At 72.2% G+C, this 20,669-nt stretch carries 21 protein-coding genes and 3 pseudogenes; 11 read left to right on the top strand and 13 right to left on the bottom strand.

The window, feature by feature from the left end:
- Positions 1-14: 14 nt before the first annotated feature.
- On the top strand, positions 15-641 hold the full coding sequence (locus tag SJY14_RS04275) for an NAD(P)-dependent oxidoreductase (protein ID WP_396599880.1): 627 nt from the start codon (positions 15-17) through the stop codon (positions 639-641).
- A 22-nt stretch (positions 642-663) separates the two neighbouring features.
- On the opposite strand, the gene SJY14_RS04280 is transcribed toward SJY14_RS04275, so the two are convergent.
- A complete protein-coding gene (locus SJY14_RS04280; RefSeq protein ID WP_396599881.1) occupies positions 664-1,068 on the bottom strand; it encodes a RidA family protein in 405 nt (134 codons plus the stop codon).
- A 138-nt stretch (positions 1,069-1,206) separates the two neighbouring features.
- On the opposite strand from SJY14_RS04280, the gene SJY14_RS04285 reads away from it, so the two are divergent.
- Positions 1,207-2,718, top strand: coding sequence for an alanine racemase (locus SJY14_RS04285; RefSeq protein WP_396599882.1), 1,512 nt, complete (start codon positions 1,207-1,209; stop codon positions 2,716-2,718).
- 57 nt (positions 2,719-2,775) lie between these two features.
- On the opposite strand, the gene SJY14_RS04290 is transcribed toward SJY14_RS04285, so the two are convergent.
- The gene (locus SJY14_RS04290; RefSeq protein ID WP_396599883.1) at positions 2,776-3,657 is read right to left on the bottom strand and encodes a hypothetical protein; all 882 of its coding nucleotides are present in this window, start codon (positions 3,655-3,657) and stop codon (positions 2,776-2,778) included.
- A gap of 271 nt (positions 3,658-3,928) precedes the next feature.
- Between SJY14_RS04290 and SJY14_RS04295 the strand changes: the two genes are divergently transcribed.
- From SJY14_RS04295 to SJY14_RS04305, 3 genes and pseudogenes are all read left to right on the top strand, one after another.
- Positions 3,929-4,654, top strand: a complete 726-nt coding sequence (locus SJY14_RS04295) for a hypothetical protein (protein ID WP_396599884.1) — start codon at positions 3,929-3,931, stop codon at positions 4,652-4,654.
- Positions 4,651-5,070: a hypothetical protein gene (locus tag SJY14_RS04300; RefSeq protein WP_396599885.1), complete on the top strand. Its 420-nt coding sequence runs from the start codon at positions 4,651-4,653 to the stop codon at positions 5,068-5,070. The genes SJY14_RS04295 and SJY14_RS04300 overlap by 4 nt, the downstream gene beginning before the upstream one ends.
- Positions 5,071-5,221: 151 nt before the next feature.
- Positions 5,222-5,431 (top strand): annotated as a pseudogene (locus SJY14_RS04305) (DUF4287 domain-containing protein); the annotation flags it as partial.
- Between the two features lie 59 nt (positions 5,432-5,490).
- Here SJY14_RS04305 and SJY14_RS04310 read toward each other — a convergent pair.
- The 3 genes and pseudogenes from SJY14_RS04310 to SJY14_RS04320 all read right to left on the bottom strand — a co-directional run.
- Positions 5,491-5,604: pseudogene (locus SJY14_RS04310) on the bottom strand (DivIVA domain-containing protein); the annotation flags it as partial.
- Positions 5,605-5,652: 48 nt separating this feature from the next.
- A pseudogene (locus SJY14_RS04315) lies at positions 5,653-5,931 on the bottom strand (DivIVA domain-containing protein); the annotation flags it as partial.
- Positions 5,868-6,122 (bottom strand): hypothetical protein, encoded by a 255-nt coding sequence (locus SJY14_RS04320; RefSeq protein WP_055974815.1) that lies wholly within the window; start codon positions 6,120-6,122, stop codon positions 5,868-5,870. The gene SJY14_RS04320 and the pseudogene SJY14_RS04315, both read right to left, overlap by 64 nt.
- Positions 6,123-6,261: 139 nt before the next feature.
- On the opposite strand from SJY14_RS04320, the gene SJY14_RS04325 reads away from it, so the two are divergent.
- From SJY14_RS04325 to SJY14_RS04335, 3 genes are read left to right on the top strand one after another with little or no spacing between them, the layout of a single operon-like run.
- Entirely contained in the window at positions 6,262-6,816 is a 555-nt protein-coding gene (locus SJY14_RS04325; RefSeq protein ID WP_396599886.1) for an SRPBCC family protein, read from the top strand.
- A 34-nt stretch (positions 6,817-6,850) separates the two neighbouring features.
- On the top strand, positions 6,851-7,519 hold the full coding sequence (locus SJY14_RS04330) for a response regulator transcription factor (protein WP_396599887.1): 669 nt from the start codon (positions 6,851-6,853) through the stop codon (positions 7,517-7,519).
- Positions 7,516-9,216, top strand: a complete 1,701-nt coding sequence (locus SJY14_RS04335; RefSeq protein WP_396599888.1) for a sensor histidine kinase — start codon at positions 7,516-7,518, stop codon at positions 9,214-9,216. The genes SJY14_RS04330 and SJY14_RS04335 overlap by 4 nt, the downstream gene beginning before the upstream one ends.
- Before the next feature lie 195 nt (positions 9,217-9,411).
- Here the strand turns inward: SJY14_RS04335 and SJY14_RS04340 are convergent, their stop codons facing one another.
- From SJY14_RS04340 to SJY14_RS04355, 4 genes are all read right to left on the bottom strand, one after another.
- On the bottom strand, positions 9,412-9,756 hold the full coding sequence (locus SJY14_RS04340; RefSeq protein ID WP_396599889.1) for a hypothetical protein: 345 nt from the start codon (positions 9,754-9,756) through the stop codon (positions 9,412-9,414).
- A gap of 169 nt (positions 9,757-9,925) precedes the next feature.
- A complete protein-coding gene (locus SJY14_RS04345; protein WP_396599890.1) occupies positions 9,926-10,324 on the bottom strand; it encodes a hypothetical protein in 399 nt (132 codons plus the stop codon).
- A 92-nt stretch (positions 10,325-10,416) separates the two neighbouring features.
- Positions 10,417-11,397: an NAD-dependent epimerase/dehydratase family protein gene (locus SJY14_RS04350; RefSeq protein WP_396599891.1), complete on the bottom strand. Its 981-nt coding sequence runs from the start codon at positions 11,395-11,397 to the stop codon at positions 10,417-10,419.
- Positions 11,398-11,540: 143 nt separating this feature from the next.
- Positions 11,541-12,431 carry a copper homeostasis protein CutC gene (locus SJY14_RS04355; protein WP_396599892.1) on the bottom strand — a complete coding sequence of 297 codons (891 nt, stop codon included), beginning with the start codon at positions 12,429-12,431 and terminating at the stop codon, positions 11,541-11,543.
- 197 nt (positions 12,432-12,628) lie between these two features.
- On the opposite strand from SJY14_RS04355, the gene SJY14_RS04360 reads away from it, so the two are divergent.
- Complete coding sequence (locus tag SJY14_RS04360; protein ID WP_396599893.1) at positions 12,629-14,425, top strand: AMP-binding protein; 1,797 nt, start codon at positions 12,629-12,631, stop codon at positions 14,423-14,425.
- Between the two features lie 146 nt (positions 14,426-14,571).
- Here SJY14_RS04360 and SJY14_RS04365 read toward each other — a convergent pair whose 3' ends face one another.
- The 4 genes from SJY14_RS04365 to SJY14_RS04380 form a co-directional block, all read right to left on the bottom strand.
- On the bottom strand, positions 14,572-15,942 hold the full coding sequence (locus tag SJY14_RS04365) for an amidohydrolase family protein (protein ID WP_396599894.1): 1,371 nt from the start codon (positions 15,940-15,942) through the stop codon (positions 14,572-14,574).
- The gene (locus SJY14_RS04370) at positions 15,939-16,334 is read right to left on the bottom strand and encodes a YrdB family protein (protein ID WP_396599895.1); all 396 of its coding nucleotides are present in this window, start codon (positions 16,332-16,334) and stop codon (positions 15,939-15,941) included. Before SJY14_RS04370 ends, SJY14_RS04365 begins: the two co-directional genes overlap by 4 nt.
- 304 nt (positions 16,335-16,638) lie before the next feature.
- The gene (purU, locus tag SJY14_RS04375; protein ID WP_396600247.1) at positions 16,639-17,526 is read right to left on the bottom strand and encodes a formyltetrahydrofolate deformylase; all 888 of its coding nucleotides are present in this window, start codon (positions 17,524-17,526) and stop codon (positions 16,639-16,641) included.
- 49 nt (positions 17,527-17,575) lie between these two features.
- Entirely contained in the window at positions 17,576-17,989 is a 414-nt protein-coding gene (locus tag SJY14_RS04380; RefSeq protein ID WP_396599896.1) for a DUF1304 domain-containing protein, read from the bottom strand.
- A gap of 120 nt (positions 17,990-18,109) precedes the next feature.
- Here SJY14_RS04380 and SJY14_RS04385 point away from each other — a divergent pair, with 120 nt between their 5' ends.
- Positions 18,110-19,138, top strand: coding sequence for a LacI family DNA-binding transcriptional regulator (locus SJY14_RS04385; RefSeq protein ID WP_396599897.1), 1,029 nt, complete (start codon positions 18,110-18,112; stop codon positions 19,136-19,138).
- A gap of 205 nt (positions 19,139-19,343) precedes the next feature.
- Entirely contained in the window at positions 19,344-20,657 is a 1,314-nt protein-coding gene (locus SJY14_RS04390; RefSeq protein ID WP_396599898.1) for a hypothetical protein, read from the top strand.
- The last annotated feature ends 12 nt before the right edge of the window (positions 20,658-20,669 follow it).

Genomic DNA, 20,669 nt, shown 5'->3' on the forward strand with positions numbered 1-20,669 from the left:
CGACAGGAGGCGCGATGAGGATTCTGGTGCTGGGAGCGACCGGGGGCACGGGCTCCCACGTCCTGCGGGTCGCCCTGTCGGCTGGGCACGAGGTGACGGTGCTCGTCCGGGACGCGTCCACCCTCGACGTGACCGACGGCGTCCGGGTGCTCACCGGGGACGCGACCTCGGCCGAGGACGTCCGCGCCGCGGTCGCCGGGCAGGACGCCGTGCTGAATGCTGTCGGCTCGCGGAACATCCGTCACCCGGTCGAGGTCGAGGTCGGCCGCGCCCTGCTGCCGGCGATGCGCGACGCGGCGGTCGACCGCCTCGTCGTCTGTTCGGCCTTCGGTGTCGGCGACAGCCAGGCCGACGCGAACACGCTGCAGAAGATGTTCTTCCACACCGTGCTCGGCAAGGTCTACTCCGCCAAGGAGGTCGCCGACGCCGAGGTGCGCGAGAGCGGCCTCGACTGGACCCTCGTCTACCCGACGCGCCTCACCGACGACCCGGCGACCGGGTCGCTCGCGACGGGGGAGCGGCTGCCCCGTGGGGCGGGCATCCACGTCACCCGGGCCGACGTGGCGCGCTTCATGCTGGCCCAGCTGACCGACGCGACGTGGTCACGGAAGACCGTGGTCGTGACGGGCGCGGCCGACTGACCCCGCGCCTCCTGCGGTGACGTCAGCCGAGGATCGCGAGCGCGTCGATCTCGACGAGCATGGCCTCGTTCGGCAGCCCGACGAAGACCGTCGTGCGGGTGGGGAACACGCCACTCGGGACGTTCTGCAGCAGGTAGGTCTCGTACGCGGCGTTCATCTCGGCGAAGTCGTCGCGCGTGGTGAGGAACACGCGCAGCGAGACGACGTCGTCGAACGTGCCGCCGGCGCCCTCGACGATCGCCTTGACGTTGTCGAGCGTGCGGACGGTCTGTGACGTCAGGTCGCCGGGGTGCAGGTACTCGCTGGTGGCGGGGTCTTGCGGCCCCTGGCCCGACACGCTGAGGAAGCCGTTCTTCAGCACGCCCTGCGAGAAGGTCGAGATGGGGGTGGGGGCGCCGCCGGTGCGGACTTCGGTCTTCTCGCTCACAGGTCTGCTCTTCTCTGATCGATGGTCTGTGGAACCGACGTGATGTGTCGTGTGTCGGGGGTGACTGCAAAACTACCGTCAGGCACCGACACACGGCCTGACCGCAGCACCACCCCACCCGCCCCGTCGGAAGGCACCATGACCACGTCACCCTCGACCCCGTCCGCCCCCGCCGTCACCTCGATCACCAAGGTCGGCTTCGGCCGCGAACCCCGGCCCGTCCCGCTGATCGACCTCGCGACCCCCCTGCTGACGATCGACCTCGACGCCCTCGCCCACAACGTCGACACCATGGCCGCCTGGTGCCGCGAGGCCGGGGTCGACCTGGCGCCGCACGGCAAGACGACCATGGCGCCCGAGATCTGGCGGCGGCAGCTCGACGCCGGGGCCTGGGGCATCACGCTCGCGACGGCGTTCCAGGTCGCGGTCGCCCGCGAGGCCGGGGTGCCGACCGTCGTCCTGGCCGGCACCGCGTTCGCGCCCGCGACCCTGGCGGCGCTCGCCGCACCCGGCACGGACGTGCTCATGTGGGTCGACTCGGTCGAGACCGTGCGGCTCGTCGACGCCGCCCTGGCGCGGGCCGAGGCCGAGCGTCCGCTCGCGGTGCTGGTCGAGTTCGGGTCCTCGCTCGGTCGGACGGGTGCTCGGTCGGTGCGCGAGGCCCTGCTCGTCGCCGAGGCCGTCTCCACCGCATCGCACCTCGTGCTGGCCGGGGTGGCCGGCTACGAGGGCGCCCTCACCCACGACGTCGACGCGGCAGGCATCGCCGTGGTCGACGACTACCTGCGGGGTCTCCTCGACGTGCTCGACGGCATCGGTGCCCCGGCCTTCGACCCGTGGCTGTCGTCCGGTCACGACGTGGTGCTCACGGCCGGTGGCAGCGTCTACTTCGACCGTGTCGTCGCCGTGCTCGGCGACCGGCACGACCCGTCGGGGCTGCAGGGGCCGCGCACGCGCGTCGTGCTGCGGTCCGGTTCGTACGTCGCCCACGACCACGACCTCTACCGCCGGCTGACACCGTTCGCCCGTGACACGATGCCGACGACCGCAGGAGGCGCGGGTGGCGTCGACGCGGACGTCACGGTGGTCGTCGGCGACGATTCCGCGGGGTCGCAGGCCGATCGCGAGATGGGTGGGCCGACCGACGGCGAACTGACCGGGGTCGACGGAGCGGCCGAGGGGTTCGGGGCCGAGCGGCCCGCGGGGCCGTCCGCCGAGTCCGCCGGTTCGCCCCGAACCGGGCCCGGCGGCGTGGCGTCGACCGAGCCGTCGTTCCTGCCGGCCCTCGAATTGTGGGCGTCCGTGGTGTCCCGTCCCGAGCCCGGGCTCGCCCTGCTCAACGTCGGGCGTCGCGACACGTCGGACGATGAGGGGTTCCCGGTGGCGCTCGAGGCGTGGCGTCCGCAGGCGGCCGACCGGCGCCTCCCCGGGGTGCTCGACGGGTCGCACGTGTCGGCGCTCAACGACCAGCACGCCTTCCTGCGGCTCGAGCCGACGTCGGGGCTGCAGGTCGGCGACCTGGTGCGGCTCGGCGTCTCGCACCCCTGCACCACGATCGACAAGTGGAACGAGATCGCCACGGTGCGGGGCTCGGCCGACCGCCGCGGTGTGCCACCCGTGGTCGAGGGCAGCATCACCACGCGGTTCTGAGCGGCGTCGGGCCGTTCCGACCGGCGTCGGGCGGTCCGGTCGGTCGCGGCCGGCGGCCTACGAGCCCGAGCCCTCGTCGGTACCGGGTGCGGGCGTCGGTGCGTCGGCGGGAGGGGTGGGCGCGTCGGTCGGCGGAGTGGGGCGGTCGGAGTCGTCCTCGGTGTCGCCGGAGTCCGTCTTCGGGCCGCCCTTCTCACCGGGGCCGTGGCCCGGGCCGCCCTTCGGTCCGCCACCCTTCGGTCCGCCTGCCGCCGGTCCGCCGTCGGCAGGGCCGCCCTCGGGGGCCTCGGGCAGGGCCTTGCCGTCGGGGCCGGTGCCGGGGGTCGGCAGGGCCTCACCGTCGGGGCCGGTGCCCGGGGTCGGCAGGGCCTTCCCATCGGGGCCGGTGCCCTCGGCCGGAGCGTTCCCGTCCGATTCGTCGCCCGCAGCAGGCGGGGTCGGCGCGTCCGTCGGCGCACCGGTGGCGCCGTCGTCGGAGCCTCGGCCTCCGGGCTCCTGTCGTGAGCCGTCGGCCTGGTTCGCCGCGTCGTCTTGGCCCGGCGTCGCGGTCGACGAGGCGCTGGTCGAACTGCCGGCGTTCGACACCGCGACGGCGGTGCTGGTGCCGACCAGGGCGAGCCCGGCCGCCGCGATGCCGATGCCGACGAGCAGGCGCTTGGTGGGGCGGCGACGGGTGGTCGTCCCGGCGGCCTCCGCCGACGACGCGCTCCGGAACGCACTGCCGTCCGCGGGCAGTTCGCGGGTGCGCTGGTCGTCGGCGACGATCGGCGTGGTCGGGGCCGTCGGCTGCCCGGGCGCCGTGGCCGGCAGCTCGGTGGTGGCGCGTGCGTCCTGGTCCTCGTCCTCGCGGCGCAGCCGTTCGGCCCACGCGTCGTCCTGCGAGGGGGTGTTCTCGTCACGACGGTCGTCGCGGCCGTCGGGGGTGGTGTCCTTCGCCATGGTGTCTCCAGATGTCGGGTGCCGGGCGAGCCGCGAGGCGGCTGGCGGTCGGGGCGTTCCCGCCGGCACACACCACTCTCGGAACCGAATCTGAAGCGGGGCTTAAGTCGCTGGCGACTCGCGGGAGAGAGAAAGGTCATCACCGTGGGGATGCAGTTCGAAGATGCGTCGTCTCCCAACGACTTAGGTTCTTCCGGATGTTCGTTGTGAGATATAATTTAATGACTGACCCAAGGCGTATCTATCATCAGTGACATGAAGGGGCGTTCGAGTGAAGCGCTACCTTTCTTTCTTCACCCAGTCTCTCTTCGCCTTAGCGACCGTGGTCGGTCTGTACCTAGGTGCCGCTGCGCTCAAGCTCGAGTGGATCTTCTGGGTGGTCATTGCACTCAGCTTCGTGTTCGCAGCATCTCGGCTTGTATTGCCTCATGTTCTTGCTGTCTTCAGGGCTTGGCGCTCTCATCCATCTCTGGTGTCTCGGATCAAGCAGCTAGAGACTGAAGCAAGAGATACGGGGCTGAAACTCGAGGAATCGAAGAAACAGTTCGACATGTTGTCCGGGGAAGTCGAGACGGCGTCAGCCGAAGGGGTTGCAAGAGGACGACTAGAAGCGGTCGGGGAATTCCTTGCCACGTCCGTAGCTATCCCTGAGATAGTCCAACTCGAGGATTACGACGGGCAAATTAGCCTTGTAGTCGAAACGAGTAAAGGCGTCCCTCCTCTGACTTCGAGGTACCAATTACTCGTCGGGCGCACAGGTCAATTGCGGGGAATTGTTGAAGTAGCTGAAATCGACCTTGGCCGAGGCATCGCCTATCTCATCTGCGTGGAGCCTTCCATGCCTGCTTTCTGGAGTGCCCTGAGCGAACGCGTGCTCACTGATAGCACACCGCCTAGGGACATCGTCCTGGAGACAATCGCCTTGCCCGATTTATCCATCGAGCCAACCCACGCTTCCTTATCGGCGGAAGCACTCGACAAAGAGGAAGCGAAATGAATAAGGATGAAGTAGAAGTTGCCGTCGGTAAGAGTGCGACTATCGTCAGCCCGTCGCAGTTGGCGATCAATGTTGGTGCCGCCAACGGGGTTCGTGTAGGCGATGCGGCGAAGGTGCGCCGAATCGTCAAAGTCACAGACCCGGACACAGGGGAAGAGCTTGGAGAGGTGCACCTGACTCGCGTCAGTCTGCGCATATCGATCGCTGCAGATTCCTTTTCCGTCGGAACGGTCACCGACTTTGTTCCATCTGCCTCCGGCGTGAGTTCCATAGCAGCAGCTCTAGAATCGACGCGGGTTCGGCGCCGCAAGACATTGGTGGGAAGCGAGTTTGAAGCTTCAGATGTCTCTGTCTACGTAACTCCGGGCGAATCGGTAGTTGTAACACGGGCTCTTGAAGTCGAGGATGATTCCTAGCTCAGCTATGAAGGGAAGTCACTTCACCTTGGGGTGCCGATCGCGGAGGCTCTTCACAATTTTCGTAACTAGCAGACAGCGGGCTAGCTCCGCCCGGGTGCTACCGTCCGCGCATGTCTAATCGACGAGTCCTTGCACCCGAGCCGCCGGCCAGAAGGTCACGGGCCCGGCGTCGTACTTCCCGGGCATCGAGCGCGCCCATGGTCGGCCGATCCAGGAGTGGCTCGACCTGACCGCCGAACGCCTCGACGAGGACGAGCACACGCACATGCAGGTGGTGTCGTGGCTGAAGTCCGAGCACGGCCTGGGTCACGGTCACGCCAACGCGATCGTCGCGTACGTGCGCCACGCCCGCGGTTGACGCGACGGCGCGGCTGACGCGAAAGCTGGGCGCGGTCAGCGGCCCCCGGCCGACTCGTGCCTCCGCAGTTCGACGACGACCTCGTCCAGGAAATCGTCGACCTCGTCCTGGCTGTACCCCTCCCGGAACTTCGTCGGCTGGAATCGTGCGTTCACGACGTCGACGTCTGCCAGGACCTCGACGGCGGTCCCCTGTTCGTAGGCCGTGAGGGTCGCATGGATGCGCTCGAGGAACGCGTCCACGTCGTCCATCGCGTATCCCTCGCGGAAGCGGGTCGGAGTGAATCTCTTCTCGGTCACGTCGCGTGCGAGCACGGTGCTCCTCGGATTTCGGGGTCGACAGGTCGGTCTCGATCCTTCCACGCCGTCACGGCGTTGCGCGGCGACTCCCTGGTGGGCGGGATCGCGCCTGCGGGTCTGGGCGGCGACCGACGTCGCTAGCGGAGGTTCGGGGGCGTGGGTCGCTTCGCGGCGATCATGAAGCCGTAGATCAGGGACCACACGTAGAAGATGATCGCGACGCCGAGACCGGCGAGACCGATGCCGCCGAGGACCGCGCTCTGCACGTTCGCCTGCAGGACGATCCCGAAGCAGATCAGGCCGACCAGGGCCGCGCCGAAGGCGACGAACTGGAGGCGGAGCCTGAAGCGGACGCGTTTCTTGTGCTCCGCGACCGAGATGATGTCCGACATGGAGTCCCCCTTCTTCCGGGCGGTACGACTGCACCCCCGTGTGGGGAGAACACTACGACTCGAACGATCGTCGACGCGCTCTGGACCACTGACCGGTCGCGAGCCGTCGCCCGACCGCCCGAGGTGCGACGATGAGCCCATGCCTGTCGTCGAGTCCCGGTGTGTCGTCCCCGTCGACGTGCGCGTCGCCTTCGCGGTGTCCCAGACCCAGGGGGAGGCACGCAAACGATGGGACCCCTTCATCCGTCGCCAGTACCTCGTCGGCGGAGCGACACGGGCCGCCAAAGGGGTCCGGACGTTCACCGTGCAGCGTTTCGGGTTCCGGATGGAGAGCGAGTACGTCTCGTACAACCCGCCGACCAACGTCGGCATGAAGATGACGAAGGGGTCGTGGTTCTTCGAGCGCCTCGGTGGCGGATGGCGGTTCCGCGAGGTCGACGGTGACCCGACCTCGACCGAGGCCGTGTGGCGCTACAACTTCTCGTGCAAGCCGAGATGGCTGGCGCCGGTGGCCGAGCGCTTCGGCGCGGTCCTCCTGCAGCGCGACATCGACCGCCGCATCCGCGGCTTCGCCCGGGGCTGCGTCGATCCGTTCGTCCTCGCCCGCCTCGATCCCCATCTCGACACCGACCCCGACCTCGACCCCGACGTCACGGACGACCCGACCCACACCGCGCCTCCAGCCCGTCCATAGCTTCCGCCCACCGAGGGCTCTTACAGTGCGGAAGATGCTCAGCCCCGCCCGCGTCCTCGTGATCGACGACGACGAGACCATCCGCACCGCCGTCGTCACCGCGCTCGGCGCCGAGGGCTTCGCCGTGCACGGTCTGGCCGACGGCTCCGACCTGCCCGAACAGCTGAAGGCGTTCGTGCCCGACCTCGTCGTGCTCGACTGGATGCTGCCCGGGGCGAGCGGCATCCGCCTGGCGGGCACCATCCGCACCTCGTCCGACGCCGCCGTCGTCATGCTGACCGCCCGGGACGAGGTCGACGACCGGCTGCGCGGCTTCTCCGAGGGCGTCGACGACTACGTGGTCAAGCCGTTCGCCGTCGCCGAGCTGATCGCGCGGGTCACGGCCGTCCTCCGCCGCCGCGGTCGCATCCCCTCGGTGATCGAGATCGGCGACCTGGTGGTCGACCCCGAGGCGGCCCGCATCACGCGCGGCGGCGAACCGCTCGACCTCACGGCGACCGAGTTCCGCCTGCTCGGGTTCCTCGCCGAGAGTCGCGGACGCACCGTCTCGAAGACGCAGATCCTCACCCAGGTCTGGGGCTACGACGACTACGACCCCAACCTCGTCGAGGTGCACCTCAGCGCCCTGCGCCGCAAGATGGAGACCCGCGGCCCCCGCCTGATCCACACCGTCCGCGGTCTCGGCTACCGGATGAGCGCGTGACGCGCCGCCGCCCCGCCGCGCTCTCGACGGGACACCACCCCCGAGGAGGCGCGGTGCCGGCCCCCGACACCGCCGTCCCCGGGCTGCGCACCGGCTCGTTGCGCGTCCGCACGGTCGTCGCCGTGCTGCTGCTGCTGGCCGTCCTGCTGGCGGCGCTCGCCGTGACCGTCGAGCTCACCCTCGGCCAGCGGCTCCGCGCCCAGGTCGTCGACCGGCTGTCCGACCGTGCCGCGGCCGCCGCTGCCCTGGTGGGCACGGTCGACGGCGACGAACTCGCCGACCGGCTCTCGGCCCAGGGACTCTCGGTCGTCATCCGCGACGCGAACGGCGACGCCATCGTCGCCGGCCCGAGCCCCGACCAGTTGCGCGACGGTCCGCTCTCACTCGGCGAGGGAGGCCCCGGTCGCGGCGGCCCGGCCTCGGGCCCCGCCGACGGACCAGGAGGCGCGGGCACCGACGCCGAGGACGCCACCGGCACCGACGGTGACTCCTCGAACGGTACCGACTCGTCGACCGGCACCGACTCCGGGGACGCGGGCAGCGCCTCCTCGTCCGACGCGACGACCGTCACCTCGTCCGAGGTGCGGAGCGACGACGAGGTGACCACGCTCGTCTCGCAGCTCAGCGACGGGTCCACCATCACGCTGACCACGGACTCGCGGTCGGTGGGCGAGACCCTGGTGCAGCTGCGCTGGGTGATGATCGGCGCCTCCGCGGCCTTCCTGCTGATCGCGGCGATCGGCCTCGCCCTCGTGGTGCGGGCGACCCTGCGACCGCTCGACCGGATGACGAGCGTCGCCCGGTCGATCGCGCACGGCGACCGCGGTCGCCGCCTGCGCCCGGCCCGACGCGACACCGAGATCGGTCGGGTCGCCGTCGCCTTCGACGAGATGCTCGACGGCGTCGAGGGGGCCGAGCGGACGGCCCTCGACGCCGAGACGCGCGTGCGGGCGTTCGTCTCGGACGCCGCCCACGAACTGCGCACCCCCGTCGCCGGCATGCGGGCCGCGGCCGACACCCTCGTGCGCTCACCCGGCACGGCCGACGAACGCGAACGGCTCGCGACGCACGTGGTGCGCGAGGCCGAGCGCGCCTCCCGGTTGATCGACGACATGCTGCTGATGGCGCGCGTCGACCAAGGCATCTCGCTCGACGTCGCCCCCGTCGACCTCGGGGCGTCGCTGCTCGCCGACGTCGAACGCCAGCGGCTGCGACGGCCGTCGCTCGACCTGCGCGTCGTGCTGCCCGACGGGCCCGTCGTGGTCACCGCCGACGCAGGGCGGGTCTCGCAGATCGTCGGCAACCTGGTCGACAACGCTGCCCGGGCGACGGGTGGCACGGGGCAGGTGACGCTGTGGCTCGACGCGTCCCGGGTCGACGAGGTCTCGGTGCTGGTCTCGGACGACGGCCCGGGCGTGGCGGCGGGCGACCGCGAGCGGGTGTTCGACCGGTTGGTGCGACTCGACGAGGCCCGACGGTCCGGGGACGGAGGCGCGGGCCTGGGGCTGCCCATCGCCCGCGGTCTCGCCCGCGCCCACGGCGGCGACCTGGTCTGCGAGGCCCCCGGATTCGGGCGGCCCGGCGCGGTGTTCCGGCTGACGCTGCCCGTCGCGGTGCGGGCCGGGTCGGAGGCGGCTGACGTGGCTCGCGCCTCGTCGCCCACGGCCGCGGCCGCGCTGCGTCGCACCGCCGGCTGAACGTCGCACCGCCTAAGTAGGCGGTGCGACGTTCAGTCGGCGGCGTGACGGCGGGTCGGTCGCCCGGGACGCAGGTCGCGCGGGTGCGGCGCGCGCCGGAACCCGGGACCGAGGTCGCACCACGCTCGCGTCCACGAACCGCGCCCGTGGGTGGTTCGACGACGCGACGGTGGTGCGGCCGCGGCCAGAGATGTCTCAGGGGAGAGTGATCGCTCCGGCGGGCAGCTGGGGCACGTCGCCCGGCCACGGGCCGAACGTCGCCGCGGCGTCGTCCGCATCGAGGGAGGGGGACGCCTGGTCGGTGAGGTCCGAGAGCGGCAGCCCGGCGTCGGTACCCAGAGCGACCCAGTCGCTCGGAGTGGTCGCCCCTTTGAACCCGACCGTGATCGATCGGGTCGGCTCTTGGTCGGAGACGGACCAGGCCGTCCGGAGCAGGAACTCGACCAAAGCCGGCGGGTCCTCCACGGTCGCGCCCGCGGGGATCGCTACGTAGAGGTTCGTCGTGGTCGATGACTGGAAGCCGTTCATCGCCTTCGACACGGTGACCTCGACCTGGTCGAAGCCTGCGGCTTCGACGGCGGCAGCCGCGTCCGACCGAGATTGCCCCCCTCAGGCTTCGGCGCGCTCGAGCCGCACGCCACGAGCACGAGACTCAAAAGGCAGACCGTGGTGGTGGCCAGAGCGCCACGCCTTCCAGGTGTCATGGTGCTCATCTCCTGGTCACGAAGTAGTCGTCGCTCGTTCCGCCCAGGAACGTGACAGGGCCCGAGGTGACGTGCAGCAGGGCGACCGGCACCGCCAGGCGGTCGTCGCCGATGCGGTGGTCGTCGCTCGCGACCACCTCGATCGTGCACCCCGACCGTAACCCGGACTCGTGGACGGTCAGCAGCGGGTTCAGCAGCCGGGACGTCGTCGACCCGGGCACCCACATGCGCAGCGTCGGGATCGTCGGCCTCGCGGCCCGCGAGGCGTCGGGGTCGGACTCGACCAGGTACCCGGCGATGTCGCCGATGCTGGCCGTGATGTCGACCGTCACCGCCACGTCGCGCGCCCGGTCGTCGCCTCGCCGGGCGTCGTCCCCGTCGATCAGTGTCAGCTTCAGCCGCATGGCCGTCTCCCCTCGCCCGGATCGAGCCTAGGTGACGAGCACCGGCCGGCGCGGGTGACGACCCCGCGCCGCCCCGGACCCGGGCCTTCGGGCTAGAGCGCGACGAGCCGTTCGTAGGCGTCGTCGACCCAGGGGTCGATGGCGCGGCGCGAGGCGTCGGCGTCGTGCCAGGCGACGATCTGGCGGGCTCCCTCGGCGAAGGGGACCCGCGCCTCCCAACCGGGCACCAACGCGCGGATCTTCGACGTGTCGAACACGGCCGGATGGCTGCGGTCGCCGCACAGGTCGGCCGTCCACTCGGGCACCTCGTCGGTCAGCACCTGGGTCGTGCGGTGGACGACGTGCAGCGACGCCCCCGCGGCGTCGGCGAGGTCGCGGGCGATCATGTTCCAGGTGAGCAGCTCGGGCGACATGATGTGGAAGGCCTCGCCCAGGGCTCCCGGGTGCCCGAGCAACCCGACGAAGGCGCGGGCGAAGTCGGCCGAGTGGGTCAGCGCCCAGAGCGAGGTGCCGTCGCCGTGCAGCACGACCGGGTCGCCGCGTCGCATGCGCTCGATCGTGGTCCAGCCGCCGAGCAACGGCACGGCCGTCTCGTCGTAGGTGTGCGACGGGCGCACGACCGTCGCCTGCACCCGCCCGGCGAGGTGCTCGTCGCGCAGCAGGCGTTCGCAGGCGATCTTGTCGCGCGAGTAGGACCACCACGGGTTGAACAACGGGGTCGCCTCGGTGATCGGCAGCGTCACCGGGGGCTTCTGGTAGGCCGAGGCCGAGCCGATGAACACGTACTGATCGGTGAGCGGGGCCACGACCCGCAGCATCGACGCGAGCTGGTCGGGCGTGAAGGTCAGGAAGTCGGCCACCGAGTCGAAGCGACGTCCGTTCAGGGCGGCGACCAGCGCCTCCTCGTCCCGGACGTCGGCGACGAGCTGCTCGACACCGGCGGGCACGGGCCGGATCGTGGTGCTGCCGCGGTTCAGCACGGCCACGGCCAGGCCGTCGCGCAGGGCCTGTCGCACGACCGAGGCGCTGATCTGCCCGGTGCCGCCGATCACGAGGAGGGACGTCGATGTCATCGCTCCACTGTGCACCCCCGCGACCGGGGGTGGTCGTCGAGGTGGGCCGGAGCGGGCAGGAGGCGCGGGTCGGGAGGCGCGGGTCGGCTCACCGGGACGGGTCGCGTCGCCGGTGCGCGGCGGTGTCGCGGTCGGCCGCGGCGTCAGGCCTGGTCGAGGGCGTGACGGGCGGCGCGGACCAGCTCGGGGTCGGTCTCGAACCACGAGTCGGTGGACGCCTCGGTGCCGAGCGACACGGTCGTCCCCGACCGGGACGAGGAGGCGCGCACGGCCTGCGCCCGCTTCGCCGACAGGTGCACGGCGTCGACCCCCGCGGCCACGAGTGTCGGGACGTCGCCGAGCTGCACCCCGCCCCCGGCCATCACCTGCACGTCGCCGGCGACCTCGACCATGCGCGTCAGCATCCCCGACGCCAGACCGGCCCCGACCCGGGACGCCCCGCCCGACGTCAGCACCCGCGTGACGCCCAGCCCCACGAGGGCCGCCACCGCCGCGACCGGGTCCGCCGCTCGATCGACGGCCCGGTGCACGGTGATCTGGAGCGGTGAGACCCCAGGAAGTCGCCGAGACCCCGGGGCGCGAGCTGGGGTCTCGGCGAGTTCCTGGGGTGTCGTGCTCGGGTGCGGTGCGGCGGCGGCGTCGAGCGCGGCCTCGACGAACCAGCGGACGGCGTCGACGTCGAGCGAGCCGTCCTCGCGCAGCGCGCCCACGACGACGCCGGCCACGCCCGACCGCACCAGCGCCCGGATCTCGCGCACCATCACGTCGAGCTCGTCCGCGTCGTACACGAATCCGCCGGGACGGCATCTCACCAGCGCGTGCACGGGCACCCCCGTCGCGACGGCGGCCTCGACCAGTCCCTGCGACGGGGTGACGCCCCCGAGCTCGAGGGCGCTGCACAACTCGACGCGGTCGGCTCCGCCGTCGCGCGCCGTGACGGCTCCGGCGGCGCTCGTCACCGCGATCTCGAGGGCGGGCCGCGAGCGTGCGGACGTGGCTGCGGATGAGGAGGCGCGGGTCGCGTCGGTCGTCATGTCACGACCCTAGGCGAGCGGCCCGCCCGCCTGCCGGGCTCTCCCGGTCGCCCGGCCCGCGCCTCCTGCCCCTGCTCCGGCCCCTCGAGCTGTCACGACGTGCGCTTGCCCATGAACACGAGCGAGACGTCGTGGGATGTCGAGGGGCAGGGACGCCCATGCCGGGGTCGGCATGGGGCGGGGTGCATGATGGCGGGATGTCCGACGCACCCGCATCCGCCGACACGCCCGCCGCACCCGCCGCCGCACCCGCACCCGCCGCTGCACCCACACCCGCCGAGGCCCCGGCCACCGCCGCGTACCGGGCGGCCCGCGACCACCTGCTGGGGCTCGGGCACGACCTCGACCGGGCGAGCGACGAGTTCCGCTGGCCGGACGTCGGCGACCGCTTCAACTGGGCGACCGACTGGTTCGACGTGATCGCCCGCGACAACGACCGCACGGCGCTGTGGATCGTCGAGGAGGACGGCTCCGAGCAGAGGGTGTCGTTCGACGCCATGCGCCGCCGCAGCGACCAGGTCGCCGCCTGGCTGCACGACCTCGGCGTCGCGAAGGGCGACCACGTCATGCTGATGCTCGGCAACCAGGTCGAGCTGTGGGAGGCGATGCTCGCCGTGATGAAGGTGGGCGCGGTCATCCTGCCGACGTCGACCGTGCTCGGCAGCGCCGACCTCGCCGACCGCATCGACCGGGGGCTCGTCCGGCACGTGATCGCCAACGCGGCCGACGCCCCCGCGTTCGCCGGGGTGGACGGGGTCGAGGCCGTCACGCGGATCGCCGTCGTCCCCGAGGGCGACGAGGCGCCCGCGGGCTGGACGTCCTTCGGGGACTCGCACCGCGCCTCCTGGGCTCGCCCCGACGTCGCGACCGCGACCGAGGACGCCTGCCTCGTCTACTTCACGTCGGGCACGACGAGCAAGCCGAAGATGGTCGTGCACTCGCACGCCTCGTACCCGGTCGGGCACCTGACCACGACCTACTGGCTCGGCGTGCAGCCGGGCGACGTGCACATGACGATCTCGTCGCCGGGCTGGGGCAAGCACGCCTGGAGCTGCTTCTTCGCGCCGTGGACCGCCGAGGCCACCGTGTTCGTCTACAACTACGGGCGCTTCCGGCCGGCCGAGCTCCGGGACCAGCTCGAGCGCGCCCGGGTGACCTCGTTCTGTGCACCGCCGACCGTGTGGCGCATGCTGATCCAGTCGTCGCTGGGTTCGCGGCCGAGCGCGCTCCGCGAGGCGCTGTCGGCCGGCGAGCCGCTCAACCCCGAGGTGATCGGGCGGGTGCAGCAGGGCTGGGGTCTCGACATCCGCGACGGGTACGGGCAGACCGAGACGACCGCCATCGTCGCGAACGCGCCCGGCGGCACCATCAAGGCCGGCTCGATGGGGCGCGCCCTGCCCGGCGTCGAGGTCGTGCTGGTCGACCCCGTCACGGGCGTCGTCGGCGACGAGGGCGAGGTCTGCCTCGACCTCACCACGCGGCCCGTCAACCTGATGACCGGCTACCTCGGCGACGCCGCCCGCACCGAGTCGTCCATGCGCGACGGGTTGTTCCACACCGGAGACGTGGCCGTGCGCGACTCCGAGGGCATGATCACGTTCGTCGGCCGCACCGACGACGTCTTCAAGTCGTCGGACTACAAGGTCTCGCCGTTCGAGGTCGAGAGCATGCTGATCGAGCACCCGGCCGTCGCCGAGTCCGCGGTCGTGCCGGCGCCCGACGACACCCGGCTGAACATCGTCAAGGCGTACGTGACCCTGGCCGAGGGGTGGGCACCCGACGCCGAGACCGCTCGGGCCGTCCTGGCGCACGCCCGGGTGTCGCTGCCCGCCTACGAGCGGGTGCGGCGGGTCGAGTTCGCCGAGCTGCCGAAGACGATCTCGGGCAAGATCCGCCGCGTCGAACTGCGCGACCGCGAGGAGGCGCTGGCCCGGTCGGGCGAGCGGGCTGCGGCCGAGTGGCGCGAGGCGGACTTCCCCGACCTGAAGGGTTAGGGCGCTCGGCTGAGGCCCACGACCCGCGGCTGCGTCTCACTGCACCGCGTTTCGTGCACGACACCGCACCTAGTCGCGGTGCTGTGCACGAAACGCGGTGCCGTGTCGTGAGGGGTCGGGCAGGGCGGGGCTGGCCGTACCGGGGATCAGCCGACGGGCAGTTCGCGGCCGGCGGCCCAGACCCGGGCGACCGTCCAGTCGTCGCGCCACGCGACGGCGTCGGCGGCGTGCCCGGGGGCCAGCCGGCCGAGCGGCGGCCGGCCCCCGGCGGCCTGCACCGAGCCCTGCGCCGAGCGCACGACGCCGGCCTGCGCCGAGTCCTGCGCCGAGCGCGCGACGCCGGCCTGCGGGGCGCGCGTGCCCGCTCGCCTGCCCCCGGCATCGAGGCCGAGCACGCGGGCCGGCACGAGCGTCAGCGCCGCGACCGCGTCGACGGCCGAGAGCCCGGCCTGCAGGACCGCGATGCGCAGGGCGGCGTCCTGCGTCAGGGTCGAGCCCGCGATGGTCGACGTGCCGGTGAGCGTGGCGACGCCGCGCTCGACCGTGACCGCGAGTTCGCCGATGCGGTAGTCGCCGTCGGCGGCTCCGGCCGCGGCCATCGCGTCGGTGATGAGGGCGACCCGCCGCGGAGCCGACCGCAGCACGAGGCCTGCGACGGCCGGGTGCACGTGCACGCCGTCGAGGATCAGCTCGATCGTCACGCGCTCGTCGCCGACCGCCGCGACGAGCGGCCCCGGGTCGCGGTGGTGGATGCCGTTCATGGCGTTGAACGCGTGGGTCACGAGGCTCGCGCCCCGGTCGAAGGCCGCGCGGGCCAGGTCGAAGTCCGCCTCGGTGTGCCCGACGGCGGCGACCACGCCCGAGCTGACGAGCCGGTCGATCGCGTCGAGCCCGCCGGGGAGTTCGGGGGCGATGGTGACCTGCCGCGTGATGCCGTCGCCGGCCTCGAGCAGGCTCTCGACCGTGGCCGCGTCGGGCTCGAGCAGGAAGTGCGGGGCGTGGGCTCCCCGCCGGTCGGGGGCCAGGAACGGCCCCTCGAGATGGGCCCCGAGCACGAGCGGGTCACGGCGCATGAGGTCGCCGACCAGCCCGAGCGACCGGGACAGCACGGGCACCGGGTTCGCGACGAGGCTGATCAGTGAACGGGTCGTGCCGTGTCGGCGGTGCAGGGCGAGACCGGAGTCGAGATCGTCCGGCCCGCCGTCGAAGGCGTGCCCGCCTCCGCCGTGCGTGTGCAGGTCGATCAGTCCCGGGGTGAGGGTGGCGCCCGCGAGGTCGACCGTGACGTCCGCCGGGGGCGGCACCGCGCCTCCTGCGGTCGGGTCGTCGGGTGCACCCGACGTCGCCGAGGAGGCGCGGGCCGCGTCGACCCCGCCCGTCACCCCGGCCGCCGCGCGCGACCCCGGCACCGTGGAACCGGTGGCGACGATGACGTCGCCGTCGACGAGCATCCAGAAGCCGTCGACCTCGCCGTCGGCGTCGACCTTGCGGGCGTCCGTGAACAGGGTCGTGGTCATCGGCGGGCCCCCCGGCGGTTCTCGCGACGGAAGGCCAGGACGCCCGTGACGCCGGCCAGGACGGCGAACGCGACGGCGACGACGGGGTAGCCGAGCATGGCCCAGGCCGCGACCACGGCACCCATGATCGCGATCTCGACGAGCGCCTTGCCCACGGCATCGGTCGGGACGGGCGCGCGGGGCGACCGGAAGAGGCCCCACACGACGATCGCGAACAGGGGCGCACCGATCATGAACGCCAGCGACGGGAACGGGAACGGCCAGGCGAGGTAGCCCCAGAACCCGAGGCTGAGGAAGGCGAGGATCAGCGTGACGAACCGCACCACGTCGAGGGCGTCGACCGGGCCGCCTCGGGCCGGGGCGGGAGAGGGGGCGGGGTCGGTCGGAGTCACGCGTCCAGCGTACGGCCGGTGTGTGCTGTGCGGCCTGCCTGTGATCCGGTCCGTACCGGATCGAGCTGCGGAGCGACGAGTGGGCAGGAAGTGCTCCTTGCGGGCGCGACAGCAGCATCTTCTGCCCACTCGTCGGCCGAACGGTCGGGCGGTCACGGGCCGGGACCCGTGACACGGGGTCGAGTGGGCAGGACGTGCTCGTCACGGGGCCGTGAGCAACGTCTTCTGCCCACTCGGCGTCGGGCGCCGGTTGCCGGGCGCACGGGCGGGGGTCGGAGCCGACGAGGCCTGTGCCCGAGCGGGTCTAGCGGAAGACGATGGTGCGGGCGCCGTCGAGCAGCACGCGGTCTTCGGCGAACCAGCGGACGGCCTGGGTCAGGGTGCGGCTCTCTTCGTCCTGGCCGATCGCCATCAGCTCGGGGGCGCTGCGGGTGTGGTCGACGCGCACGACGTTCTGCTCGATGATCGGCCCCTCGTCGAGGTCGCTCGTGACGAAGTGCGCCGTCGCACCGATCAGCTTCACGCCGCGGGCGTGCGCCTGGCGGTAGGGGTTCGCGCCCTTGAACCCGGGCAGGAACGAGTGGTGGATGTTGATCGCGCGCCCCTCGAGCGCCGCGCACAGCTCTGGGCTGAGGATCTGCATGTACCGCGCCAGCACGACCAGCTCGACGTCGTACCGGTCGACGACCTGCAGCACGCGTGCCTCGAACGCCGCCTTCGACTCGGGGTCGGTGACCGGGTGGTGCTCGAACCGCTTGCCGTAGAACTCGGCCAGCCCCGACAGGTCGTCGTGGTTCGCGAGGATCAGCGGCACCTCGATCGGCAGCTGGCCGGCGCGCTGCCGGAACAGCAGGTCGTTCACGCAGTGCGCCGCCTTGCTCGCCAACACGAGTGTGCGGGTCGGACGTCCGACGACGTCGAGCTTCGCCTGCACGTCGTAGTGCGCGAGCACGGGTGCCAGTGCCGCCTCGAACGCGTCGCGCTCGCCGGGGGCCTCGACCTGCAGGCGCATGAAGAACGTGCCGGTATCGTGGCTCGAGAACTGCGCCGACTCGGTGATGTTGCCGCCGGCCTGCACTACGGCGCCGCTGATCGCGTGGACGATGCCGGGCCGGTCCTGGCAGACGAGCGTCAGCGTCCAGTGCGTCGTCGGGGCGTCGGGAGCGGAGGAGGCGCGGGTGGCGTCGGTCACGTCGGTCACCCGCCCAGGCTAGTGCGGCCGACGGGGCCGGACGGGCAGGTCAGTACGACGAGATCAGCAGGGTCACGAGGGCGACGAGCGGGAAGAACCCCTGCGTGAGGGCGGCCCGCGCCTTGGTGCGGTCGGAGAAGAGCAGCACGAGCGCGGCGGCGAGCATCGACCCCGTGCCCGCGACCAGCAGGGCGGTGCCCGCGGCGGATGCCTCGAAAGCGCTGCCCGCGCCTCCTGCCCCTCCGGCGACGAGGACGACGCCCACGATCGTGACGATCGCGAGGAACAGGTTGTAGAAGCCCTGGTTGTAGGCGAGCGGCTTCGTGTGCTCGGCCTGGACGTCGTCGGTGATGCCGAAGGTCGCGCGGACGCGGGGGGTGGTCCAGAGGAAGGACTCCATCACGAAGATGTAGAGGTGCAGCAGGGCGGCGAGCGAGGCCGCGACGAGCGAGACGATGAGCATGCCCCGACCCTAGGGCCGGGCGGGCCACGCGAGGGTGGCGACCACGGCGGGTCAGTAGCATCGTGGAGGCGCGGCGGGCGCACAGGCGCATCGGCACAGGCGAGGACGAGGAGGCGCGGCGTGGCAGAGCGGGTCACCATCGTCGAGGTCGCGGCCCGGGCCGGCGTCGCGATCAGCTCGGTCAGCAGCGCCCTCAACGGTCGCCCCGGCGTCTCGGAGCAGACCCGCGCGCGCATCCGCCAGGCCGCCGACGACCTCGGCTTCGTGCCCAGCGTCCGGGGGCGCAGCCTCAGTGCCAAGCGGGCCTTCACCGTCGGTCTCGTCGTGCATCGCGACCCGTTCGTGCTCGAGTCCGACCCGTTCTTCGGCAGCTTCATCGGCGGGCTCGAATCGGTGCTCGACCCGCGCGGGTACGCGCTCATCCTGCAGATGGGGTCGGCGGCGGACGAGCCGCTCGACCGTTACCGCCGGCTCGCGGCCGGGCGTCGGGTCGACGGCGTCGTCCTCAACGAGCTGACCGTGGACGACCCGCGCGTCGACCTCGTCCGCGAGCTCGACCTGCCCGCCGTCGGGGTCAACCCGGCCGGCGACTTCCCCCTGCCCGCCGTGCGGCAGGACGACTCGGCCGGCATCGGAGAGCTCGTCGACCACCTCGTGACGCTCGGGCACCGACGGTTCGCCCACGTCGCCGGGCCCACCCGGTTCGTGCACTCGCGGCGCCGCGGAGCCGCCTGGCGGGACGCCCTCGTGGCGGCCGGGCACGACCCCGGGGTCGTCGTCGAGGCCGACTTCACCTACGACGGGGGAGCCCGGGCCGCGGCTCGCCTGTTCGGCCCGGACGCACCGGTCGACGGCCGGCCCACCGCCGTCTTCTGCGCGAACGACCTGGCCGCGATCGGGTTCATGACCGAGCTCGACCGGCTCGGGGTCCGCGTCCCCGGCGACGTCAGCGTGGCCGGGTTCGACGGCATCGAGCTCGGGTCGTACGTGCGCCCCGGGCTGACCACGCTGACGACGGCTCCGCGGCTGATCGGGGCCGAGGCGGCGCGCCTCCTGCTCTCGGCCGTCGAGGGCGAGACCGTCACCGATGCCGAGATCGAGCCCGCGCGGCTGCTCGTCCGCGCGTCGACGGGCCCCGCCGTCCGCTGACCCCGGGCCCGCGGGCCGGACCCGGCGGGTCGCACCGTCGACTGAACGTTGCACCGCGGAAGTGCGCGGTGCGACGTTCAGTCGGCGGTGCGACAGGAGGCGAGCTGCAGGGGGTTCCGGTCGGGCCGTCACCGTGCTAGCTTCTCGGTCTACCGAAACGTTTCGGTAGACGAGCGAGACCGCACACGACGAAGTGGGTGCCCCGATGACGACGACAGCCGACGCGACCAGCGCCCATGCGACGAGCAGCGCCGCCGACGCGACGACCGCCGACGCTACGACCGGCGACGTCGACGTGGCCCGCGCCGCCTCGAAGCCGTACCTCGTCCCGCTGACCCGGGAGCGCCTCCGGACGGTGCTCGACGAGGCCCTCGTCCACCGCAACGAGCTGACCGGCGCGCTCTCGCAGCTGACCTTCTCGAGCCCCGCCGCGTACGAGTCTGCCGGCCGCGCCGACACCGCCGGCCGCGCCGGCACCGACGGCCCAGCCCGCACCGACTGGGCGGTCGGCCCCTTCGCCGTCGACCCGGCGTTCACCTTCACGCTCGACGGCCAGTGGCCCGACCCCGACGGCCTCGGCTGGACGAGCGAATCCCTCTACAACCCCAGCCTGATCGAGCACGACGGCACCCTGCACCTCTTCTACCGGGCCTCGCCCCGCAAGGAGAGCCTCGGCAGCCGCATCGGCCACGCCACCCTCGCCCTCACGCCCGACGGCGAACCCGCCCCCGGTGCCGCCTGGGTCGACGACCCGGCCAACCCGGTCGTCCGTCCCACCCTCGACGACGAGCTGTTCGGCACCGAGGACCCCAAGGTCTACCGGGCCGAGGGCCGCTTCTGGCTCTTCTACAACGGCGTCTTCCCGATCACCGAGGAGGCGCGGGTCGCCCACCCGAGCCCCGGTTATCCCGTCCAGGCGGTCGGCATCGACATGCTGGTCGCCGTCAGCGACGACCTCGTGACCTGGCAGAAGCTCGGGCCGATCGCCGACCACGAGCAGACGCGGCTCTGGGCCAAGGGCGCCGTGATCCCGCGCGACGAGCACGGGAACGCCGTCCGCCTCGGCGGCACCGGCGACGACGCCGGCGACTACCTCATGTTCGTCAGCGAGGGCTTCGACGGCGTGCTGCACGTCGGCCGCTCGGACGACCTGCGCCACTGGACCTTCGAGCCCGTGCCGTACCTCGACCTGACGGGCGTCGGCGGCCGTCTGCACGAGGTCGCCGCCGCGATCGTCACGGGTGACGGCCGCCTCGTGCTCGACGTCTTCCACGACGTCGACGGGGTCTTCGCGGCGAGCCAGGCGCTGTACGACGTCGAACGGCCGGTCGACCAGCTCGCCCTGACGCCGGGCGGCTCGCTCAGCTGGGGCGGCCTGCAGAAGATCGGCGGCCGCTGGACCTTCACGCAGGGCTGGGACGCCCCCGCCGGCCGCCGCGACCTGTACTTCTACCGCGCCGACGCAGCCCGCACCGACCCCGCCGGCTCGCACACCCCCGCACCGCACACGACCCCCTAGTCACACCCGCAG

This window comes from Frigoribacterium sp. R86507 (assembly GCF_044597695.1).
Classification (GTDB): Bacteria; Actinomycetota; Actinomycetes; order Actinomycetales; family Microbacteriaceae; genus Frigoribacterium.